Genomic DNA, 20,768 nt, shown 5'->3' on the forward strand with positions numbered 1-20,768 from the left:
GCTTCCTTATAATGTCGTGTTGTCCATAAGAGTATTAAATTCCTCGAGTGAAATATTCCCCTTTGCGTATTCTTCTAAAATTTTCAACGTTTTGGAATGAAGCGCTATTCCCTCTATTGCATGGGTGCTGATGGCTGCTTCAACGGCTTCACGGCGTTTTTTCAATTCTTCTTCTGTCATCGATAAAAGATTTTCTCTGTTTTCTGTTTCTTTGGTTTTCACGCATTTTTCCTTTTATTTGCAATCGTTTCTTTAAAAGAGCCTTTGGCAGCCGGTGTGATCTTCCTTTAGTCCCCTCCAAAGATGTTTCGTTGTTTGAAGGGATCGTAATAAATTTCTGTGACTTTAAATTTTCCTTCAATCCGTTTGCATTGGATGATGATATCAATCATTGAAATCAACAGTCCTCGAATATCATCACGTTCTAAATCACCACCGCCTTCACTTTCTTTGACCAAAAGGGTCATCTGCTCAAAGGCTGCAAGGGCTGTTGAGGCATGAACCGTTGTAATGGAGCCTGGATGACCTGAATTGACATTGCGGATATAATAAAAGGCTGTACCATCTCGAAGTTCTTGCAAAAGAATACGATCAGGACGCATCCGTAAAGATGATTCAAGCAACTCTTTGGGGCCAACGGAGGCTAAGCCTTGTCCATCTTTTGAATAGAACATTGAGACATGGTTAGGGTGTGGTATCACCAATTCTTGTGTGTCTTCGATGGTGATAATACGCTCTTCTTGAGGGATTTTTGCGATTAATGCTTTTGATAATGTTGTTTTACCCGAACCGGTTTTTCCCGCAATTAAAATATTTTTTTGGCATTCTACAGCTTGATTTAAAAAGGAGACAAAGTCTTTATTACAGTAGGCATGAGCTAAGTTATGCTCGATGATTTTGAGTTCGTTAAAACGAGAATGATAGTCATGCAAGGGCGTGAAAGATACCCGTTCACATAGCGAGAAGAGGCCCTTATTTGCGAGCTCTTCGAGAGAAAAACTCTGCGATGACGGTTTACGAATTGTCATACTAATCGTGTCTTTTTCGACAGCGGGCGGAATGACAATTTGAATACGCTCATTGCCTGGTAGCGTTGCAGATAATATTGGGTTTTTGTCCGATATGTTTTGCTTGGAATAGGATGCGACAACTTTCGCAATCCCCATAAGCTCATTAAAAGAGAGAGCCGGAGCTTCTATTGTTTTCCATCCATCAAACCCTTCAGTCATTACTTGATAGGGACGATTGATAACAATTTCAAAGAGACTATCATCTTTCAAAAAAGTACTGATGGGTTCAAGTTTTGTGAGAACAATCGCAACGGTTTCATCGCTCATGGTATGTAAGTTTGAGTTCATTCTAAAGTTACCGCCGAATTTTTGTAAAAGTTTCTTGAAACAGCTCGATTGATAATCTGTTTTTTGTTTTCGATGACTTTCAATTTATAAACGCTGGAAAAATCTAAATCGCGGGCAACAAAGATATTCACCATTTCCCCTTGGTTTTTGGATAATGTTGGAGGAATATTGGCGTAATTTTCTACGAGAATGTTTGCGATGTTTTGTCCTGAAGAGACTGTTTCAGTTTCTTCTTTTTCCTGTTTTTTTGATAAACGTTTATTGGCATAGTGTGTTACATCTTTTATTAGTGATACAAGAAGCGCAGACCCAATCCTCTCAAGCCAATGGTTATCAATATCTCCATCCATACCAGAACGCCCTAAAGCATCCGTTGCCGGTGAAGCTAAGGATATAATGATACCATTGGGGGTTTTTGCTCTATTCCATAGTACAAAGAGACGTGTTTGGCCTTTTTTCAATCCGGCGCGATATTCACCAACAATTTGGGTGCCTTTATCAAGAAGGACAACACGACCATTGTCTGATAAGATATCTCTGGAAACAATACAACTGGCAAAACCTTGTTGATCACTGTTTATGGCTGTTTCTAAAATACAAGGGATAGACGTTCCCATCGCGATGATGTAGTTTCGATTGCCAAGGGTTGAAGCACGAATACCTTCAAGCACTGTAGGTTTAAGAAGATGATTAAAACGTTGTGTTATTTCATCAGGTTTGCTTTCAAGTTGGTGAGGCAAAACACCATTATTTGTTTGTGAATCTATTTTGCCTTGTTGTGTACTTGCATAAGCTAATACAGGAGCACGTTGTGCTGCTTCCAGCAGTGAGTTATCAGAATTTAATTGATTGATGTTTGGTGTTGGTAGCTCGACTTTTGGTAATAGAGCGTTATTTCGTTGAGGCTGTTCAAAGGGGGGAGGGGTAGGCTTTGCAGGGCGAAAAAGCTCTGTTTGTTTTATAACGTTTCCTTCTTTTGAAGATTCAATTGGTTGTTTTTTGTCTGTAACAAGTGTTGAATAGGCTAAATAAAGACAGACACTGAAAAGAATAATAAGAGCAATAGCTTTCCCCACATTGTTCTGTTGACTTTTCCCTTGAGCATTTTTTATTGTATCGCGATCATTAATGCTTTTTTCATCCACGGTGTTATTCATGGCTGCTTCCTAGGTTCATTTTACGTTGTACAGATGGTGATGTCGTACCTGTTTCAGGATTAATTCCTTCTGGTACGAACCTTTTATTAAAGATGCACAATACTTCATTCCCACGTCGTAACGTGAATTGTGCACCTGTTGCATGAACAATAACTTTGTTGCCTTTAATGGATTTGGGAATAAGCGCTTCTTGCCCATCAGGCGATACAATGTAAATGGCAGGGATTTCAATGTTGCCTAAAAAGATAAAGGTTGTTGTTTTCCCATTATCATAGACAGAAGCGGGTTCAATAAGGGAAGAGCCTTGGGCTTCATAAGCCCAATTGCGTGGTCCAAAATCTTCATGGATATTTAAAATATCATTGACAAAGTTTTCTTCACGTTGTTTTTCTTTTTCTGCTTCGGCTAATTTCTTACGTAATGCTTCATCTTCTGGGTAACGAAACTTTACCAAGAAATACGTCTCATTGCCGGCTGAAACATCACCTTCACGGACTTGTAGCTCGAATTGATAAGAGCGTTGTGTTCCATCTTGGCGGCTTGTGACAATTTGTAAATTGGTCACAGGTTGGACTTCACGTGGTTTGAGAAAAACAAAGTGTCCAGCCGGAGCAACTTGCCAAGCAACCGAATTTCCAATTCCTACATAGGTTACTTCTTCATCAACGGCAAATTCTAGTTGAACCGAAGAGCGAATGGAGCCAATGATTTGTACGACGTTGTAGGGGTCATAATTGACAAATCTGATGCGGTTATCTTTACGTGCACTGACAGGCGCTGTTTCTGCAAGTGAGAGAACTGTGTGAAAGCTGAAAGTGATCGTAAAAATTAAAGAGATTGTTTGTAAAAGTCTGATCATTTTATCACCTCTGGATCAGATCTATATTCCGATACTTGAAAACCAAGAGGGTTGATAAGACGATCAGACGTTGAAATGTGTGCGTTCACGTAGGAAAAATTTAAGATTGAAATCCAATGGGAAATATTTTCTTTTTCATTAAAGTCTCTGATCGTTTTATAGTAACGAACTTGGATAAGATCTTTGCTTATAAAAGAGATTGATTTGATGGTGACCGTAGCAATCATGTTATGATAAATATTTTGCGGACTTTCTGGATTATTGCCCGCGTACCATTTTGCAAAACGGTTTTGTTCTTTTGGAGAAGATAAAAGAGAAACTAAGCGAAAATTGTTTTCTGCTTCGGATGCTTGAAAACCTTCACGAGCACGAACATATTGGCTGGCAAAATAACGCGTTATCGCTTCATCATAGTCGTTAGGGGATTCTTTTAGGGCGCTTACAGTATCAATAATGCCTGTTGAGTTATCAACGCGGATAACAAAAGGCTCTACTGTTTTCAAAGGCGTCAAAGCTGCGACAGCTAAAGCCAGCGCAATCGTCATCAATCCCAAAAGCACTGTTAAAGCCATGGAAATTTTCATCCGCACGCGCATGCTATGCATGCGATCAATGTCAAATGAGCGCGCTTCTTTTATATATTCTTCAAGGGCATCACTTTTCACGCATAACCTCCACTTTTTTATCAGATCGTGCTTCATGAATAACCGGCTTTAATAAAGCTGAATTGAGTGCCAAATTGGCTGTTACCTTTTCACTTTCCAAAGTATTGAGAATGATGGGAGTGGTAACAGGCTTTACGCTCTTTTCTGAGTGGACAACGTTTTTATTGTCCCAATTCCACTTATCTTTATTTAAAGCACGTGTATGTTTGCCATTACAGCGTGGTGGTTTTTTAGGGCCACTCAAAGAGGCACAACCAGTAAGAGCGATTGTTAGGACCATAACAAAAGTTATTTTTCGTTTCATTTTTTGAACTCACAAATATCTTGGAATACAATGCATGAGAGCCTTTATTCTGAACATTTTTACAAATTTATATGATGCAAGATTTTGATTGGTTTTGTTGTAAGACCCAAGATGCTAGATCTTTCATGGAAAAAGATCATGGTGCGTGCGCCAAAGGGCGCACGCAAGGCAAAAACAAAAATGCTTATTCTTTTAAAGAGGTGCTTTATCTTAAAATCGACCACGTCCACCTCCGGATCTTCCTGCTTTTGCCGCCGCACCTGCCGCACCTTTACCGGCAGCTCCTGAGATTTGTAAAGTGGCACTTTTTATTGCATTCCCACTCGCTCTTGCACTATTGGCAAGCATTGTGAAAACCTGTCCTCCTGAAGAGACAGCAGTGTTAAAGTATGGTCCGCCAGAGGCCAGCGCTGTTGCAATACCGGGAAGCGCACGGAAGATAATAACCCCTATGATCGAAATGACGATGACAGGGGGGAAAAGAACATAGATTGATTCATATGAAACTTTGAGAACCTGGAGGATAACTTGACATATAATGGTTCCAAGCATGATCACGAGAACTTGTAAAATGGTAAAATTGATCAAAGTTGTAATCCATGCATCGGAGTATTTTCGCGTTGCATTGAACAAATACAAACTAATGAATAGAGGACCAAGACCTATAATCATGACGAGTGCAACTTGTGCAAACATTTGCACAATAAAACCACCTATACAAAAAAGAATAACCGCGAGAAGCATGATAGAACCAAGAAGACCCACAATGATCTTTTCAAAAAACCAAGCATTGTATAAGACTTCTTGATAGCGCGAACTTGCCTTTAACAAAATATAATCAAAAACATTGGAGCTTGCAGGATTGCTGTTAAGCGCATTCCCAATAGCGTTGGATAAATCTTTGAAGAAAATATCCTTGACGTAAGTATTAAATGTATCCGCATTCGTTGCCATTGTTGTAACAACAACGATTTTAACAACATTATTGAGAAGACTATGCATGGAAAGCGCAACGCGACCTGTCATAACATTATAGCCATAAAGAAAGATAAAAATGATTGCAGCGAGATTTAAGGGCGCTGAAATAGCAGAAGATAGCCCACTCACCGTTGTGTCCATCACATTATCTAAGGGTTTTAAAATATACCCAGAAACGCTTTCAAAGGGAGAAAAACTAAAGTCTGACATTTGTATTCGTACTTTCAAGTTTTTCTTTTAATTGTTTTTCTTTTTCTTTTAATTGTGCCTCAAGATGTTTATGCTTTTGTTGTTCCTTTTCTTCACGTAATTCATCTTTTGTTTTCGTATCTCTTGCTTGAATCATATCGAGAGACTGAAGTTTTAAAGAACTTACTTGAAGACCTGCTTGAAGAAGAGAAAGCTTTACTTGAATCTCTTGTCGAAGGGCTTGCAATTCTTCGGGTTTTGTGTCTGGTTTTGATTTAATATTTTCAAGTTGATTACTTATTTCTTTAATTTTTTTTGCAGTATCTGTTGCACTTTTATAAATGCTTTCAGCTGTTTCTGATTTTGCAGTATTTAATTTTTGTGTGTTCTCGAGTGCTTGTTTATAATATTCCTCCGCATCGGGTGTCGTTTGTGATATTGCATGAGAAATAAAAGAAAAAGATAACAGTGTAACTAAGCCATATTTTTTCATTGATTTTTTCTCCTTTGATAAAATATGGGCAGCCATTTGTCAGGGTCAGCTCCATATTCGTTGATAATTTCATTCATGAGTTCAATGTTTTTTGTTGTGCCGCTTAAAACGGCGATCTCATCATTCATTCCACGTAAGTTAAGTTCTGCAACAACGGAACTTTGCCCCTGTTTGACGAGAAAACGACGGGATTCTCTGCTTAATTCTGACTGTATCAGTTCAAATTCACGCTCAGTAAGTTTGAAAGCTTCGACATAATCATTATAATTTGCTTTTTGATTTGGAAAAAATATTTGAGTGGGGCACTGCTCAATAATTGTGTGCGCGATTGTTGAGTTCAAAGCATCTTTAGGGCTTTGTGTTGCAAAGAGCATCATGCCATTTTGTTTACGGATTGTTTTTAGCCGATCTTGAGCAAAAGCTTTGAATGAATCATCTTCCAAAGCTTTCCAGAATTCATCAACGACAATAATGATGCGCCGCCCATCAATCAAATCAAGAATGCGGTGAAAGAGATACATCATTAAGGGACGCCGAATTTCTTCATTGTCTAAGAAATCGGTCATATCATATCCAATGAATTGCGCATTTAAATTGAGATCATCTTGATCATTATCAAAAACCCATCCTAAATCATTGCCTCTAATCCAGCGTTGCAGCCGTATGGCAATCCCTTCTTTGGATGTGTTGTCAAAAAACAGTTGAAGTGCACCAAGAGAGCGCTGGGTTGGGGGTAAGTTTTCTAAGGAATCAATAGCTTTGGCGATATCTTGTCGCTCTTCTTCTGTTACGATTTGCCCTTCAGCGCTTACCAGCTTTAAGATCCAATTACGAAGAAAGATTTTATTTTTTTCGGTGTATTCCATGCCCTTTAAGGGAGCAATACCCGTGGGCTGCCCGTTTTTTAAAGGTTTGTATTTCCCTCCTCCAGCCCGTACAAAAATCTCTGCTCCTTGATCTTTATCAAAAAAAACCATTGTTGGATTGTGTTTTTGTAATTGTGCAAGAAGAAAATTAACAATCACTGTTTTACCGGATCCCGATGGACCACAAACAAACGTGTTTCCAAGATCGCCATAATGAAAATTAAAATAGTAAGGTGAACCAGCCTGTGTTTTTAGCAATGCGACAGCAGCTCCCCAAACATTATCTTTCAGTTTGCCAACGGGAAAAGAATGGAAAGGCGATAAAGCGGCAAAGTTTCTGCTAGTAATGGCGCCTGAACGCGCCCGATAGCTAAAGTTTCCAGGAAGCTGTGCCCACCATGCTGCTTCCAATCCTAAATCTTCTCTGGCAATCACCGCTCCTCCATTGGTTAAATGGGAACGTGCTTTTGATAAGTTTTCAGACAATATTTTGGGATGATCAGCAAAAACAGCTAAAGAAATGTGGTGTTCTCCCAAAACAAAACGGTTTGATTCTAAATCATCTAGCGCTTCATCTAGTGCATCGATTTGTGAGCTAGCACGATCAGCTGCATTGATCATTTGATTTTGTTTGCGGCTCATAATCGCACTGGCGGCTGCCTTACTTTTAAAGACAAAGGATTGTGTTAAAATGAATTCAAATGGCACCGTAAGCAGACCATCAGTCATACCTGGGCGTGTTTTAGAAGGATACTCTTTCCATCCAAACATGCCCACAAAGCGTTCATTGCTTTCATGGCGAATTTCGATAATTTCTTTCCCAAAAATAACACGATCTGAGTAAATTGTTGAAGCAATAGTTCCAAATGTGAGAGGAATACGCTCACGTCTTCCCCCTACCAACTGGTGGAGAAATTCACTTTGTTCGGAAAATAAAAGTCCTTCATGTTCATAGATTGATAGCAGACGGACTTCATATTCTTCCAAACCTTGCATAAGATCTTGACTTAACTCTTCGAGTTTACGAATAGCTTCCTCATCGGGTTCAGATTGTGTTTTCTTCGCTTTGCTCAAGCGCTGAAAAAATGAAACCAGCTTTTCTGTTTTATCCGCTGCCGGATTCCAAAGCAGTGAAATAAACAAATCATTTCTATACAGTTCTTGCGAAACCATTTTCTTTTTATATTTTTCATCTAATGTTGTTGCAAAAGATGAAAGAAAATGACCTTCTGGGTATATCGTTTCACGGCGGCGGATGATGTGAGAATATAAAGCAAGCCGTTCGTCTGCGATATTTTTTAAAAGGGTGTTTAATTGGTTGTGTAAAGAATTTAATTGATCAATATCCGCAGTGTCAAAATTTATACCCTCAACAGCCAACACAACCATTAAACAACGTGAATTTAAAGCAACGACATGTTGGTTGATGTAGCGTATATAGGGAATATATTCTTCAGGCAAAGTTTCCCGTTTCATTATTGACATCTGTTTCACCGGCTTCGTTCCTTCAGCTTAGTTCCTTATAAGTGCGGATAAGGCGTAAAGGGGAGGTCGAACCTCCTCCCCATCTGTTGAGGTTTTTTTGTTTTCCTCGGGTATTGAGCCATGCAAATAATACGCGAAATTGGTTGTGATCATACTTTGTCACTTCTCGCAAAATAAAGTGCATCCCAATCCCAAGACCAAACATGGTAAAATCACTGGTCAAAATGAAAAGAATGGATGTCGCCATGACATTAAGCGCCATCGCTTCCATTGTAACACCAGCAAACATGGCTGGGCGCGTACAGGCAAGGAAAAGAGTATCTTCGTTCATTTATGTTGTGCCCGCTAATTTACCAACGAGAGCAGGGGCACCAAAAACAATAGCAATCCCCAGAACACAGTAAGCTGCTTTGCGTAAGTCAATAAAGCCGTACATCCAACCAATCCCCACAGCAGCAACACATATAATTGCAATAAGCTTTGCCGTTGCACCCGTCATCATTGCGACAATGTTGCCTAAAACACCATCAAGATTCCCGAAACCACCTCCACTAGCAGCAGGAGCAGCATAAGAAAGATCAGATACAAAAACTGCCGTAAAAAGCAGCATGGTCACGATAAAAATGATGTTTTGGAATCTATTATCTGTCATTTTACCTCTCTTTAACAAATAATATTTGTTCATATGTCGACATTCCATTGCCTCTAACAAACTGGAGAGTGTTGTCATTTGATGACAGTTTAATTCTCCTCATTTGTTTGTTTTTAAAGCTTTGATCGTGGATCTGTTCACTCTCAAGCTCTTCTTCTTAAAGAGACAGAAGTCTTTTCAAATTGAGATTGTGCTACATGAAAATGGCAATTTTAAGTTGTACTCATTTGTAAAAACAACAATATTAAAACAATGCAAGAAGGAATATTATTCTTTACAAAGTGTAGTTAATATGCAACACAGATATTTGATTTTTTTCTTTAAAAACAAGGGGATTGCTGATAAATAATGTGAAAGGATAGAAAAACAATGAATTTTTTGAGCGAGCGTGTTAAGAAATGCTATTTAAATTGATTGTTATTGTTTACATTATGGGTTCCATAGTGTGGGGATTAAGCCAATATAAAGATAAAATGGATTTCAGCATTCTTAAGACATTTGAGACGCAAGATATACAAGATATTGTCGATCTCTATCGAGAAGAAAAAAAGTTGGGTAAATCTATCACCAAACAGCAATTAGAAAAAAATGAATCAGATCTCGATTTGCAGAAGAGTGTTTCATTAAACGATGTTGCAAATAATGCTGTTGTTTTTCATGGTAAGGCTTCTGTTACAAGTGGGGTTACATTTAAATTACTGACGCCTTCTGCACAATCTTGGCGATCACATATCATCCGTGATATTCATCTTTATGGTGTAGACACATGTGCACCCCGTCAAAAAGCAAGATTAAATGATCAAGAATGGCCCTGTGGTGTGGTTACAATGGCTTGGCTTGTCACCAAAACACTTGGGCAGGATTTATCCTGTAAACAGGCTTTGATGCACAATGGTGTTTATTATGCGCAATGTTTTGTTCAAGGGGTTGATTTAGCTGAGGCAGGTCTTACAGAAGGTATGTTGGTACTCTCAAAAGAGGGAAAAAATCCTATTCCAGCCCAGTATCATCATGCGGAAGAAAAAGCACGTGGCAACAAGATTGGTCTTTGGTCAAGTGATTTCACTGAACCTTTAAAATGGCGGAGAGATAATGGATCTTACAACCCCTTTGCAAGTCCGTGATTGGTTTTAACGAACATATTTACTTAAATCTTTATAGAGAAAGCTTTATCAATAAAATTGTACCAAACCATAGAGCAAATTTGAATAAACCGTGAGATTATTTTCGTTTATGAAGTAAATGGATGATACTTCCTTTTTCAGGGAGGTTTGCTCTCAAAATCGCTCTTCTATTTTTACTTATGTGTTTTATACAAGCAGGAAAACTTCATTGTTGGTGGCAAAGCATTTTTGAGTATTTGTGTTTGAAGGAGAAAGTGAGACGATAAAAAACGCTCAAGAAACGGATTTCTAGAGCGAAGTTGAAAAAGTGAAAAATGAACAGCCCCCAAAATGGGATAACGTTTGATATAACTGATAGAATATTTTACAATGCCTTAAAAGAATTCCTAGCAAAAGTTTTCTTCATCAGAATTTTATCTTCAGGATTGGATCACGTTTTTTACTTCTTTAAAAGTGATCAATCTGTTGCATTCCTTGAAAAGCTTTCATAATTATCTGCTTCTAAATTCAGATTTCTAAAAGATGGATGGATTTCAAGTAGACTCTACACGAAGAAATCTTCGTAAAAATGATTTGCCTTGTTGATTGTTTTCTATGTACCGTAAAACGTTTCTATTTAAGCATTCGATGGGGGAACAATAATCAACATACAAATAGGTAAAAAGAGCTCATACTTTTTTGTTATGGCTTTGTGGTTCAATGATCGTGAGACTTAAGTATTATAATGCTCATAGGCTTTCTATAGGGCTAGGGGCGATGCTTATTGCAATGTAACTATTTGAAATTAGTTGGACAAAAGCATTAATGCGTCTTCTGATTTCGTCATTTGTGTTTAGTTTGGGCTCTTTCCTTCTCATTGTATTTTATGAAAACTCATATGATAGCTATTGTGAGCTCTTCTTTGCGTTATTTTACTCAGAGTGTTCACTTTGAAAGCAAGTCAGTGATAGTGAGGCTGTATTCTCATACAGTGTGAAAATTCAACCCTCATTTGGGGGGATGATATTAACAGATAAGATATTTAAAGAGGGATAAAATGAAAAAAAATTATTTTATTATGCACGGCTCTATTATTCGTCGTGGGGTGTGAAAAAAACTATAGCGTAGAAGATTTTAAAAAAGATGCAAAATTAAAAGAAGAATGGGGAATGAAGTGTTTTTTTTCAGGACAAGCTGTTAAGGAATCTAAAAACTGTCAAAATGTCTTACAAGCAGATACTGAAATGTTTTTCTCGCCAAAGCTTGATGTTACAGACAGTGGTCATGCATCTCAACAGTAAAGTGTGATATAAAAATTCTAAAATAAAGAAGTTACGGCTCAACGAATGCTCGCTTCTTCAATTGTTATAGCGGAATTTTTTATCATTTTTCATCTTTCAGATGAGCTCCCTAAATCATATTCGCAATCCTATTGTTTGTTTCAACTTTATCAGATTGAGGATTATGATCATGAGAGAACTAGATACATTGTCTTATAGAAATATCTCTCAAGGTATCCAAGCCTATTTTGCGACGCTGTTCGTAAAGGGGTATAAGGGTAAATCCATTGAGCCCCCCATCTTTACGCTTCATAACGGAGTAAGCCTTGCAACATGACACAGTTTGTCAGCTTGTGGGTGTTGCTTACAGCTCTTGGTACTTGAGACGGTTCATTAGAGGCATTTTTAATTCTTACTTAATAGTTTTTATCCATACGCCTCTTCCCACTTGTAACCTGCAAGAGATATAGTTTTGGTTGATTCAACATGGAACAGATTTGAAATGAAAGAATCTTACGATATTCTGGATTCTCATTTAACATGTACAATAATGAATACTCATTATAAATCAACATGTTGCCTTATGATGGAGTTGCTGTAGCATTGAGATTTTAAAGGAAAAATATGCCTTTAAAACTTTATAACAGATACTAAGTCTTTATAGCAGGTATATTAATGCACATCATCTAAAATAAAGAGAGCGTCCATAGCGAAAAGGTAGCTCCTTTAAATACGGATAAATGCTTATTCTGTTGTGCTGTAAAACGCTATCGTTTGCGGGTGTGGTGATATAAGACATAAGACTTTATACATGGGGTGTTTTGATGAGAGAGTGTGATGAATATTCAAGGGAGGGCTTGCTTGTATAATTTTGTGAAAGGAACCATATGAAATGGGAATCTGAGAAGGAGCTATTTTTGAGAAGGCGGATTATTCATCAACCGGTTTAAGGAGGGGGGCATCTTGGCGTGTGGGGAGAAAGCTAAGAATAGGGCGTGTAGCACCCTATAGCTATGCTTTTAAAGCGTTTTAATTTTAATCACAAATTAAGTTTAAAATCGCTTTCTGTTTGACAGATGTGAGGACTCTAAAACTTTTTAAAAGCAAATATTCCTCTTTGCTCGAGGCGATTTCATCATAATGGTACGGGGTGTTGTCTTTTTTGATGATATCAGTGTAAAAAAAAGGCAAGTGGAACATTCAAAATATCGGAAATTTCCTTTAAACGTCCTGCGCTCACGCGATTTAAGCCTTTTTCATATTTCTGGATTTGTTGGAAAGTGACACCTAAATAATGCCCTAATGTTTTTTGAGACATTTTTAGCATTTTTCGCCTAAAGCGAATCTTTTTGCCTACAAAAAGATCAATATTAAGATTTGGAGCTTGCATTTTTCCCCCACCGGTTGCGAGCGCCCTCGCATGAGTATTCCGGGAGTTAAAAGTACTCAACTCAAATCAGCATTTTGCTTTTAGTGCTGAGAAGAACTTGGACATAGCAAAATCTCCCGGAATTCCGGGATACCCGCAAAGCGGGGTCAATTCATGTTTGAGTTTTCAGGCTTTTAATCCCTATTGGTCGTTGCGTATGCGACCAAGACACTTTCTGACTCATAAAGTAATTTTAGGAGATTGGCAATAAAAATAGTTTTTCTTGAGACGGACAAGATTTTTCCAAATGAGAGGTTGTTTGCCTTTCAAACTTTTAAGGTTTGCTTACTAAACGCATGACATCAGATATGCATTTTACGAAGGTAAACCTTGGTTTTTAAGCTCAAGGCACCGCTTACGGTGTTGCTCTTAACCAATACCAAAATGGCTTGTTTTGATGCGTCTGAGATATCATGATGATAGGGGAAAGCTTTTATGAGTAAAGAGCCCTCATGCAAAATAAACTCAAAACATTATAGATCTGATTGTTGTATATTCACACATTTTTTTAAGAAGATATTTCTCAATGTTAGCGCCTATTTTACAATGGTGCTTCGTAAAGTGTGTAGTGTAAAAGCCTCTATGAATGGGATAAAAGCTATATTGAAAAAAAGATGCTCGGACGGCATATACTCTCGGCCAGTTCAAAATATTACGACAGTTTTTGCCTTTGAAAGGGAGCATAAGAGCTATTTTTTCTTTCTTCACGTGTTTTTATCTGTAGGCTCTCCGCTTATAATGTGCAAGTCAATAGTTTTGATTGATTCAATATAAACAGATTTGAAATGAGAAAATATATTGGGCTTTCTCATGATGCATGTTTTTAAGAGGGGGATACGTTTATTTTCTCAGTGAAGAATTTGAGTATTTTAGATAAAAAACTCTACCAACGTCGTTGTTGTTAGAATTAAAATTTTTATGAGAAAAATGAGCATTGGGGAATGATAAGCTTTTGCTATCAAGCATTTTAGAATTTTGCACAACTTAATGATAACTTAGTTATTTTATCATTTCTTATGATCTCTATAGACGATAAAAAGTTGGGATATGGTTTGAGAAAGCAGATGACACAAGTATTATCTTTCGGTAAGTAATTTTGAAGTAAAAGACAGCTTTAAATGACAAATAGAGATAGGTGCACCATGAATGAAGTTACCCATATTGAGACTATTATAGCGCATTATGATGCTGTTTTTTGTGATGTGTGGGGTGTTGTGCATAACGGTGTACATGCATTTGAACCAGCGTTGAAGGCGTTGTATAAAATCCGACAAATGGGAAAAACTGTCATTTTATTGACCAATTCTCCTCGGCTACGGGAAGATGTTGCTGCTCAATTACAAAGTATGAATGTTCATAGCGACTATTATGATGCCATTATCACTTCAGGGGATGTAACGCGCGATCTTATTCTGACTGCTCCGCGTAAAGTTTTTTTCATTGGTCCACAGCATGATTTGGTGCTGTTTGAAGGGTTAGAGTGTGAATTTGTTGAAGAATGGGAGGCTTCTGTTGTCGTCTGTAGCGGTTTTCTTGAGGATTTTGACGAAGAACCCTCTGCTTATGAGGAGATGTTTCGTCGCATGCGGTCGCGGAATTTACCTTTTATTTGTGCGAACCCAGATGTGATTGTCCATTATGGAAATAAAGAATTTTGGTGCGCTGGTGCATTGGCTCGTCTTTATCAACAATTAGGGGGGGAGGTGCGCATTGCTGGAAAACCTCACGCGCCTATTTATGAATGTGCCTTTGAAAAACTTCAAAAAGTACGGGGAACAGTAGAAAAAAGTCAAGTTTTAGCTATTGGTGATGGTCTTTTAACGGATATTAAGGGGGCGGCTCATTTTGGTCTTGATGCCCTTTATATTATGGGGGGGATTCATCATTATGATTATACGCAAAATGGTGTGGTTGATAAGCAAGCTTTGCATTCTTTTCTTGAACGTCATGGTTATAAACCACAAGCAATCATGTGGGCACTTCAGTAATGACTAATTTTTTGCGTCTTCAGGGAATTCATATGTTTCCCTCGGCTTGGCGGGGAGCAGTGTTGGCACTTGGAAATTTTGATGGTGTTCATTGCGGACATCAGGTGGTGTTGCAAAAAGCGCTTGATTTCGCCCGTATAAAAAAGAAACCAGCAGTTGTTTTAACCTTTGAACCCCATCCAAGAAGTTTTTTTCAACATTCAGCTCCTGTCTATCGTTTGACAGAGGCAGCTGAAAAAGCTGAAATTTTTAAAACCCTTGGCTTTGACTGCGTGATTGAACAGCCGTTTGATGCACAGTTTGCCGCTCTTTCAGCGGACGAATTTATCAAGTCGTTTTTAAAGGAAGTTTTTGATGTTTCAGTTGTGGTGACAGGCGAAAATTTTCAATTTGGTCATCAGAAAAGCGGAAATGTACATCTTCTTTGCCAAAGGGGAGAGAAATATGGATTTGAGGTTGTGCAAGTTTCTTGCGTTTCTCGTTCTCAAGATTCACAACCTTTGATCATTTCTTCTAGTTTTATTCGGCAACTTCTCTCACAAGGGGAAGTGGACAAAGCAGCCCATTTATTAGGGTATCACTATCGGATACGCTCCAATATTATTCAAGGTGAAAAACTTGGACGTCTTTTGGGATTTCCTACCGCTAATCAAATGTTGCCTCCCCAAGTTCGTTTGGCTCATGGTGTTTATGCGGTACGTTTGCGTCGTGCGAACGGTGTTTTGTATGATGGTGTTGCAAGCTTTGGTTGTCGTCCAACGGTTGTTAAAGATGGTGCTCCCCTTTTGGAAACCTATTTGTTTGACTTTAACGACGACCTTTATGGGGAAAGCTGTACCGTTTCTTTTTTCCAGTTTTTGCGAGGACAAGAAAAATTTGATGGGCTTGAACCTTTGATTGCGCAAATGCATCGTGATGAAAAAAAAGCAAAAGAAATTTTAAAGACAGTACAACCATTATCAACGTTGGATAGGCTGCTTACTTTTAAAAATATGTCCTAAACTGATCTGAAAAAGAGAGAAGAGCTGTAAAAATAGCACTTAAAGTGATTATAATCACAAACATATATTCCAAAACATCGTGGAATATATGTTTTTTCCGTTGTTGAGAGGGAGAATCGAATATCTGAAGATCTGATTTTGGCATCATTTTTTTCAAAGTTAACTTTATGGTTTTTGTTGTCATTCAAAACTTTACTGCTTGTTTCTTTCTGATACGTTAAAACTCATCATAAAAGATGCAGTAAAGAATAAGCAACCAGCCTATTTAGCAATAATAGACGTGAAGAAGGAGAAAGGCTGTTTTTAAAACTTCTTGCGATTTTAAGCTTATAGTTTGATAAAATTTAATTGATGACTTTTTTTATTTTAAAAGTTTATTGTTTCTTTTTTCTAATTTGGCTTATTATGTCATTTATGCCGTATCATCGTTTATGATGAGAGTTGGTTCGTGTAACCTTACGCATGTGATATTTTGTATTATGTAATGAATATTTTTACAAAAGTTTTGTTTGTCGAGTCTTGTGAAGAAGATTTAGTGCTCAGCAGCAGTTTTCGTGCTAACCAATCACGTAAACGAGAATGAAGCTGCTGGAAAATGCTTTAAGTTTCGTTTCTCTTGTATATTGTGATGGGGAATGCATATTAAGGAGACTGCGATTGATTGTAGATAAAAGAAATCATTGCGAGAAAGCAGGTGTATTTGTTTCAAAATTTCTAATGCTTTTGATGGATAAAGGCACAATTTTGTTGTCGTAACACGTCAATCTTTCAGATTTTCAAGTTAAAAACTATCCATATATTTCCTTTGTCTTTCACAAATGTAACGCCTATAATGAAAAGGAAAGACAGTCTTGTAAGGATATGAAAACACAAAGCCAATAATGTTTTGTTGTTTTTTGATAGAAATATTGGATAAAAGTTAGAACATCTTTCCAATCTATGTTCGGTCTATTCGTGACTTTATCGTGTTGTTTTTCTTATAAAACTTTTTCTTTAGCGATCCCCAACGCGAGCAGTATGTTTGAGACAAAGATTAAAGCGCTTTAGTGCTCTCCCTGCTGTTACAGCTTTTGTATGCTAGATGAGGATAGCCCTATTGCATTATCCATTTGCGTAATCTCTGAAACCGGTTTACAGCCTTATTGGGAAAAAATATGAAGTTATAAAGGGGAAAATCAGTCCAGATGACAGTCTTTTTTAAATTCGGCTTTGCTACTTTCAAAAGGGTCCAGAGCAATATCTCTTAAATCATGAAAATAACAGCTTCAGGCTTTTGTTGTTCTTTGAATAGGATATCACGCCCCACAGGTAAAATAAAATACTGGAATATCCTTGTTTTGCTAATTTATGCGCTTCTTTTGAAGAAATATCTCTCAACGCTTCCCATATTCATTTTCATGATGGCTCTCATGAATGGTATCGTGCAAGCTTCGTTGAGCGCTATCATCTTTATGCCTAATAAAAGAGCAATCCGACACCATCCGTTATATTGACAAGCCTTCAGTTTTGTACAGTCTTGGCTATTTGAGAGCGTTTATGAGAGTTTGTTCTTAACTCGTTTTATTTCACACGAATACTTCCTGCTTGTGACATGCAAGAAACACGCTTTTGATTGCTTCACTATAAATAGACTTGAGAGAATCTTACGGTATTAGGATTTATCATTCAACGTGCAAAATAATTAATTGTTATAAATCAATATGTTGTAGTTAATCATAGATTATGGCTTACGGCTTTTTTTATAAAATACTCTGCACGCCTTTTATTCGGAATATGGGGTTTTCTTAGTGGTTTTACTGTCGTTTTAGGTGTCTGTGGCGTACGAATGAGCTCGTATTGGTAAAGGAAGAGAAAAAGAAGGTGGAGCAGTGATAAAAAGTGAGGTGAAAATAATTTTCTTTGATCATCATATGAATTTTCACGCATTTTTATGGCGTCGGGTGTGCATGCTTGTTGTATATTGAGGAGCAAAGCTTGCTTGTAGAGTTTTATGAAGTGGCAAGCCAAGGGAAAGGCGCAAGACAAAGATTATTGACAGATTGTTTTTTACAAATCGATGTGTATTTAAGAATTTTCGTCTTTTAAGGCGAGGAGGAAGTGTGCGAACCCTCTGTTTAAAGACGCGCTAAACGATAAAGATGCAGCGAGCGTGCTCCGTGATGGCAATAGGCAAGAAGAGGCAGAGAGGCTGTTTTTAAAATTGTTTGCATGGCTTCAACAGCTGACTTTTCTATAGTTGGAGGAGAAATGGGAATGTGATAGGCTTTTATGCCATATTCATTTGCGACCGTTTTAATGCTAGAAAAGTCAGGTTGATGGAGCTCTTCGTGATCGGGGCGGTTACAGATAATTGTTTTAAAACCAGCTTGTGCCAATGTTTTGATATTTTCTATGCTAAGTTGGGCGCTGATAAAAATATCAGGTTCAATTTGTTGTAAATTCATTTTTGTTTATTCCCAATTGCATGATCTTCACGATACCCTCTGGTCTGGTATATAGAAAGAACATAATGAAGGTAAGTTTTTCAGTGGCATCTTAACAAAAATATTCTTTTTGTCGAGAAAATCTATTTGGGAAAAATGAGCTATAAGATGCAAAATATCTCACTCCGCAACATGTTCGTTATGCGATTTATGAAAGACGGATGTTTGGTCTTTATGGATAATCTATAGTGTTTACTAAACATAGACATTTCATTGTGTTGCTTGTTTACGCGCTTGCTAGAGGCACCCTTATTTCTCTTAAGCCCATTTTACTCTGTCGAGCGTCAAAGAGTATAAAATTCATGGATCACCACCCTTTTTACGCTTATGAAGAAGGAAGTCGGCACCTATTATATTTGCCAGCCCCCAATATTGTAATAGTTCTTGGTACTGGAGATTCTGCATAAGAAGCATTTTAAATCCTTTTTTGTACAGTTCTTGCCCACACGCCAGCCCTGCTTGTACGTACAAGAGATATGATTTTGATTAATTTAATATAAGAGGCATGAAATGAGAGAATCTTCCTGATTTCGGCTCTCTCATTCAACGTGCAAAACAATGAATTCTCCTTATAGTTTGTTGTATATTCAGAGTGGAGCTTGCTTGTAGAGTTGTATTAAGTGGATAGCATGAAGGGAGAAGCCCAAAAGGCCGGCGCAAAATAAGAAGCTGGATCATTTACAGCGCATTGTTTACAGATCGACATGGATTTAAGAATCTTCGTTTTAGGGAGGGGGAAGAAGAGCATGCCTCTTTTAAATTTATTTTGTTCTTTTCAAGAATATCATCTTCATAATGTTTTTGCTCATGCTAAAAGAATATTATAAAAAATTGCGGGCTATTGTTATTTATCCTAAAAATAGGAGAAATGGTTATTTTGCACGTATTGGATGCTTGTTTCTTTTATTACTTTCTGTATAATCGTAAAAACGATAATGCTGAAAGGCGTAATAAATGATTATTGGACTTTTGAATCAAAAGGGAGGTGTCGGAAAAACGACGTTGAGTGTTAATCTTGCGGCCAGTTTTGCCCGTACCGGTGCACGGGTATTGCTTATTGATGTTGATCCACAGGGAAGCGCATTGGATTGGGCTGCTGCGCGTGAAGATGCACCTTTGTTTTCGGTTATTGGTTTACCGCGTGCAACGGTTCACAAAGAGATTACACAGATTGGTCATGGTTATGATCATATTATTATCGATGGTCCTCCGCGTGTAACTGATCTTGCTCGTAGTGCTCTTATGGCTTCGGATTTGGTGCTTATACCTGTTTTGCCTAGTCCCTATGATATTTGGGCAGCGGATGGAATTGTAAAGCTGATTGACGAAGCACGTGTTTATAAAGAAAATCTCAAATCTGCTTTTGTTATTAATCGTAAAATAGTCAATACAGCGATAGGGCGTGATGTGAACGAAGCTCTTGGCATATACCCTGTGCATGTTCTTTCTTCTAGCGTTGCGCAGCGCGTGATTTTTGCAGAAGCAGCAGCACAGGGGAAGGCGGTTTATGAAGTTGATAAGCAAGGACCAGCAGCAGCAGAGATTGAAGCGGTTGCAGCCGAAATCAAGGAGTTAGCGCGATGAATAAAAAAATTAAAATTGGCACAAAACCAACGAATAAATCAATTCCTTTAACAGCGGATGCATGGGTAGGAAGCCACAAAGGGAGCATGAGTGGAGGTATGAAGCGCCTCACGATTGATATACCAGAAAGTTTGCATCGATTGATTAAGGTCAGTTGTGCAAGTCGTGGAACTAAAATAGCTGATGAGGTCCGCGAATTGCTTTCACAAAAATACGGAAAAGTGTAAAAAATGATACGATAATTTCGTTGGTTTGAGTGCTTTTTCTAGAGATGATATCGATTGTTTTTATACGAAGTTAATAATAAAAGTGCTCTTCTTTTTTCACGATGGTTGCTTCATTCAAGTTGTTTTTCATAAGGTTCTGTATCATCGCATGAAAGAGCTATGAGTTTGCGAAAAATTCTCCGTTTCAAACTTTTCCCTATAAATGTGATAATCATCATACTACTTGTGATCTTATCCGCTAGATGAGTAGATAAGTTTATTCTTCCATAAAAATTATCTTGATAATGATTTTAAACATCAGGTTATTTTTTTGTTTATTGTACTTAATACATGCGTAAATAATGTAATTAAGAGTAGCGTTGATTATTTTTTTCTGTTATGCAGCAATCCGTTTTATTAAATTATATTCATGTTTATAAAGGGGGGGGATAAAAATAAGTAAAATTTACTGATATTGACGCGCTATAATTTTTCCTAATAAACAAAAGAAGTCATTGAGCATATTATAGACAATATTTCTTACATTTATATGATCTTATAGTCTTAAATAGTTAATGCCAGTTGTAATGATACGCAAGGCAATAGGCTTTTTTCTTCAATTGGAATGTATAAGATCGCTTTTTTAGCATTTCTATTGGCTTTTAAAAAGTACAGGGGGGACTTAAAG

General features: G+C 37.6%; 19 protein-coding genes and 1 pseudogene. 7 read left to right on the top strand and 13 right to left on the bottom strand.

Translation table 11 applies throughout. The features are described 5' to 3' along the window. Positions 1–6: 6 nt before the first annotated feature. From PVV63_RS05085 to PVV63_RS05135, 11 genes are all read right to left on the bottom strand, one after another. Positions 7–180, bottom strand: coding sequence for an antitoxin VbhA family protein (locus PVV63_RS05085; RefSeq protein ID WP_275065231.1), 174 nt, complete (start codon positions 178–180; stop codon positions 7–9). Between the two features lie 107 nt (positions 181–287). Further along, on the bottom strand, positions 288–1,358 hold the full coding sequence (virB11, locus tag PVV63_RS05090) for a P-type DNA transfer ATPase VirB11 (protein ID WP_273790955.1): 1,071 nt from the start codon (positions 1,356–1,358) through the stop codon (positions 288–290). After that, on the bottom strand, positions 1,355–2,515 hold the full coding sequence (virB10, locus tag PVV63_RS05095) for a type IV secretion system protein VirB10 (protein WP_273790956.1): 1,161 nt from the start codon (positions 2,513–2,515) through the stop codon (positions 1,355–1,357). Before virB10 ends, virB11 begins: the two co-directional genes overlap by 4 nt. Beyond that, positions 2,508–3,374: a P-type conjugative transfer protein VirB9 gene (gene virB9 / locus PVV63_RS05100; RefSeq protein WP_273790957.1), complete on the bottom strand. Its 867-nt coding sequence runs from the start codon at positions 3,372–3,374 to the stop codon at positions 2,508–2,510. The genes virB10 and virB9 overlap by 8 nt, the downstream gene beginning before the upstream one ends. After that, complete coding sequence (locus PVV63_RS05105; RefSeq protein WP_273790958.1) at positions 3,371–4,075, bottom strand: virB8 family protein; 705 nt, start codon at positions 4,073–4,075, stop codon at positions 3,371–3,373. Before PVV63_RS05105 ends, virB9 begins: the two co-directional genes overlap by 4 nt. Beyond that, positions 4,029–4,343 carry a type IV secretion system protein VirB7 gene (locus PVV63_RS05110; RefSeq protein WP_273790959.1) on the bottom strand — a complete coding sequence of 105 codons (315 nt, stop codon included), beginning with the start codon at positions 4,341–4,343 and terminating at the stop codon, positions 4,029–4,031. Before PVV63_RS05110 ends, PVV63_RS05105 begins: the two co-directional genes overlap by 47 nt. 210 nt (positions 4,344–4,553) lie before the next feature. Continuing rightward, on the bottom strand, positions 4,554–5,531 hold the full coding sequence (locus PVV63_RS05115; protein WP_273790982.1) for a type IV secretion system protein: 978 nt from the start codon (positions 5,529–5,531) through the stop codon (positions 4,554–4,556). After that, the gene (locus tag PVV63_RS05120) at positions 5,518–6,003 is read right to left on the bottom strand and encodes a type IV secretion system protein VirB5 (protein WP_273790960.1); all 486 of its coding nucleotides are present in this window, start codon (positions 6,001–6,003) and stop codon (positions 5,518–5,520) included. Before PVV63_RS05120 ends, PVV63_RS05115 begins: the two co-directional genes overlap by 14 nt. Beyond that, the gene (locus PVV63_RS05125; protein ID WP_273790961.1) at positions 6,000–8,354 is read right to left on the bottom strand and encodes a VirB4 family type IV secretion/conjugal transfer ATPase; all 2,355 of its coding nucleotides are present in this window, start codon (positions 8,352–8,354) and stop codon (positions 6,000–6,002) included. The genes PVV63_RS05120 and PVV63_RS05125 overlap by 4 nt, the downstream gene beginning before the upstream one ends. 22 nt (positions 8,355–8,376) lie before the next feature. Beyond that, a complete protein-coding gene (locus PVV63_RS05130) occupies positions 8,377–8,685 on the bottom strand; it encodes a type IV secretion system protein VirB3 (RefSeq protein WP_212112790.1) in 309 nt (102 codons plus the stop codon). Then, positions 8,686–9,006 carry a TrbC/VirB2 family protein gene (locus PVV63_RS05135; RefSeq protein WP_273790962.1) on the bottom strand — a complete coding sequence of 107 codons (321 nt, stop codon included), beginning with the start codon at positions 9,004–9,006 and terminating at the stop codon, positions 8,686–8,688. It abuts the gene before it with no gap. A 398-nt stretch (positions 9,007–9,404) separates the two neighbouring features. Here PVV63_RS05135 and PVV63_RS05140 point away from each other — a divergent pair, with 398 nt between their 5' ends. From PVV63_RS05140 to PVV63_RS05150, 3 genes are all read left to right on the top strand, one after another. Further along, complete coding sequence (locus tag PVV63_RS05140; RefSeq protein WP_273790963.1) at positions 9,405–10,130, top strand: hypothetical protein; 726 nt, start codon at positions 9,405–9,407, stop codon at positions 10,128–10,130. A gap of 1,049 nt (positions 10,131–11,179) precedes the next feature. Continuing rightward, positions 11,180–11,410, top strand: a complete 231-nt coding sequence (locus PVV63_RS05145; RefSeq protein WP_273790983.1) for an EexN family lipoprotein — start codon at positions 11,180–11,182, stop codon at positions 11,408–11,410. Positions 11,411–11,579: 169 nt separating this feature from the next. Then, complete coding sequence (locus tag PVV63_RS05150) at positions 11,580–11,726, top strand: hypothetical protein (protein WP_273790964.1); 147 nt, start codon at positions 11,580–11,582, stop codon at positions 11,724–11,726. A 698-nt stretch (positions 11,727–12,424) separates the two neighbouring features. Here PVV63_RS05150 and PVV63_RS05155 read toward each other — a convergent pair. Further along, positions 12,425–12,779 (bottom strand): annotated as a pseudogene (locus PVV63_RS05155) (helix-turn-helix domain-containing protein). Positions 12,780–13,960: 1,181 nt separating this feature from the next. On the opposite strand from PVV63_RS05155, the gene PVV63_RS05160 reads away from it, so the two are divergent. Together PVV63_RS05160 and PVV63_RS05165 are read left to right on the top strand one after the other, a co-directional pair. After that, the gene (locus PVV63_RS05160) at positions 13,961–14,806 is read left to right on the top strand and encodes a TIGR01459 family HAD-type hydrolase (protein ID WP_273790965.1); all 846 of its coding nucleotides are present in this window, start codon (positions 13,961–13,963) and stop codon (positions 14,804–14,806) included. Then, the gene (locus PVV63_RS05165) at positions 14,806–15,807 is read left to right on the top strand and encodes a bifunctional riboflavin kinase/FAD synthetase (RefSeq protein ID WP_273790966.1); all 1,002 of its coding nucleotides are present in this window, start codon (positions 14,806–14,808) and stop codon (positions 15,805–15,807) included. The genes PVV63_RS05160 and PVV63_RS05165 overlap by 1 nt, the downstream gene beginning before the upstream one ends. Positions 15,808–17,921: 2,114 nt before the next feature. Here PVV63_RS05165 and PVV63_RS05170 read toward each other — a convergent pair. Then, the gene (locus PVV63_RS05170; RefSeq protein WP_273790967.1) at positions 17,922–18,251 is read right to left on the bottom strand and encodes a TIGR01244 family sulfur transferase; all 330 of its coding nucleotides are present in this window, start codon (positions 18,249–18,251) and stop codon (positions 17,922–17,924) included. Positions 18,252–19,244: 993 nt separating this feature from the next. Here PVV63_RS05170 and parA point away from each other — a divergent pair. Further along, on the top strand, positions 19,245–19,874 hold the full coding sequence (gene parA, locus PVV63_RS05175) for a ParA family partition ATPase (RefSeq protein ID WP_273790968.1): 630 nt from the start codon (positions 19,245–19,247) through the stop codon (positions 19,872–19,874). Next, positions 19,871–20,101 carry a plasmid partition protein ParG gene (locus tag PVV63_RS05180; RefSeq protein ID WP_273790969.1) on the top strand — a complete coding sequence of 77 codons (231 nt, stop codon included), beginning with the start codon at positions 19,871–19,873 and terminating at the stop codon, positions 20,099–20,101. The genes parA and PVV63_RS05180 overlap by 4 nt, the downstream gene beginning before the upstream one ends. Positions 20,102–20,768 lie beyond the last annotated feature (667 nt).

Origin of the sequence: Bartonella sp. CM31XJBT (genome assembly GCF_028618555.1) — a bacterium.
Classification (GTDB): Bacteria; Pseudomonadota; Alphaproteobacteria; order Rhizobiales; family Rhizobiaceae; genus Bartonella.

What these genes read in the sequence shown, in the direction of transcription:
- virB11 (WP_273790955.1), bottom strand. Translation starts at nt 1,358, where the DNA reads ATGAACTCAAACTTACATACCATGAGCGATGAAACCGTTGCGATTGTT.
- PVV63_RS05180 (WP_273790969.1), top strand. Translation starts at nt 19,871, where the DNA reads ATGAATAAAAAAATTAAAATTGGCACAAAACCAACGAATAAATCAATT.
- PVV63_RS05085 (WP_275065231.1), bottom strand. Translation starts at nt 180, where the DNA reads ATGACAGAAGAAGAATTGAAAAAACGCCGTGAAGCCGTTGAAGCAGCC.
- PVV63_RS05130 (WP_212112790.1), bottom strand. Translation starts at nt 8,685, where the DNA reads ATGAACGAAGATACTCTTTTCCTTGCCTGTACGCGCCCAGCCATGTTT.
- parA (WP_273790968.1), top strand. Translation starts at nt 19,245, where the DNA reads ATGATTATTGGACTTTTGAATCAAAAGGGAGGTGTCGGAAAAACGACG.
- PVV63_RS05150 (WP_273790964.1), top strand. Translation starts at nt 11,580, where the DNA reads ATGAGAGAACTAGATACATTGTCTTATAGAAATATCTCTCAAGGTATC.
- PVV63_RS05165 (WP_273790966.1), top strand. Translation starts at nt 14,806, where the DNA reads ATGACTAATTTTTTGCGTCTTCAGGGAATTCATATGTTTCCCTCGGCT.
- PVV63_RS05125 (WP_273790961.1), bottom strand. Translation starts at nt 8,354, where the DNA reads ATGTCAATAATGAAACGGGAAACTTTGCCTGAAGAATATATTCCCTAT.
- PVV63_RS05110 (WP_273790959.1), bottom strand. Translation starts at nt 4,343, where the DNA reads ATGAAACGAAAAATAACTTTTGTTATGGTCCTAACAATCGCTCTTACT.
- PVV63_RS05160 (WP_273790965.1), top strand. Translation starts at nt 13,961, where the DNA reads ATGAATGAAGTTACCCATATTGAGACTATTATAGCGCATTATGATGCT.
- virB9 (WP_273790957.1), bottom strand. Translation starts at nt 3,374, where the DNA reads ATGATCAGACTTTTACAAACAATCTCTTTAATTTTTACGATCACTTTC.
- PVV63_RS05140 (WP_273790963.1), top strand. Translation starts at nt 9,405, where the DNA reads ATGCTATTTAAATTGATTGTTATTGTTTACATTATGGGTTCCATAGTG.
- PVV63_RS05105 (WP_273790958.1), bottom strand. Translation starts at nt 4,075, where the DNA reads ATGAAGCACGATCTGATAAAAAAGTGGAGGTTATGCGTGAAAAGTGAT.
- PVV63_RS05135 (WP_273790962.1), bottom strand. Translation starts at nt 9,006, where the DNA reads ATGACAGATAATAGATTCCAAAACATCATTTTTATCGTGACCATGCTG.
- virB10 (WP_273790956.1), bottom strand. Translation starts at nt 2,515, where the DNA reads ATGAATAACACCGTGGATGAAAAAAGCATTAATGATCGCGATACAATA.
- PVV63_RS05170 (WP_273790967.1), bottom strand. Translation starts at nt 18,251, where the DNA reads ATGAATTTACAACAAATTGAACCTGATATTTTTATCAGCGCCCAACTT.
- PVV63_RS05120 (WP_273790960.1), bottom strand. Translation starts at nt 6,003, where the DNA reads ATGAAAAAATATGGCTTAGTTACACTGTTATCTTTTTCTTTTATTTCT.
- PVV63_RS05115 (WP_273790982.1), bottom strand. Translation starts at nt 5,531, where the DNA reads ATGTCAGACTTTAGTTTTTCTCCCTTTGAAAGCGTTTCTGGGTATATT.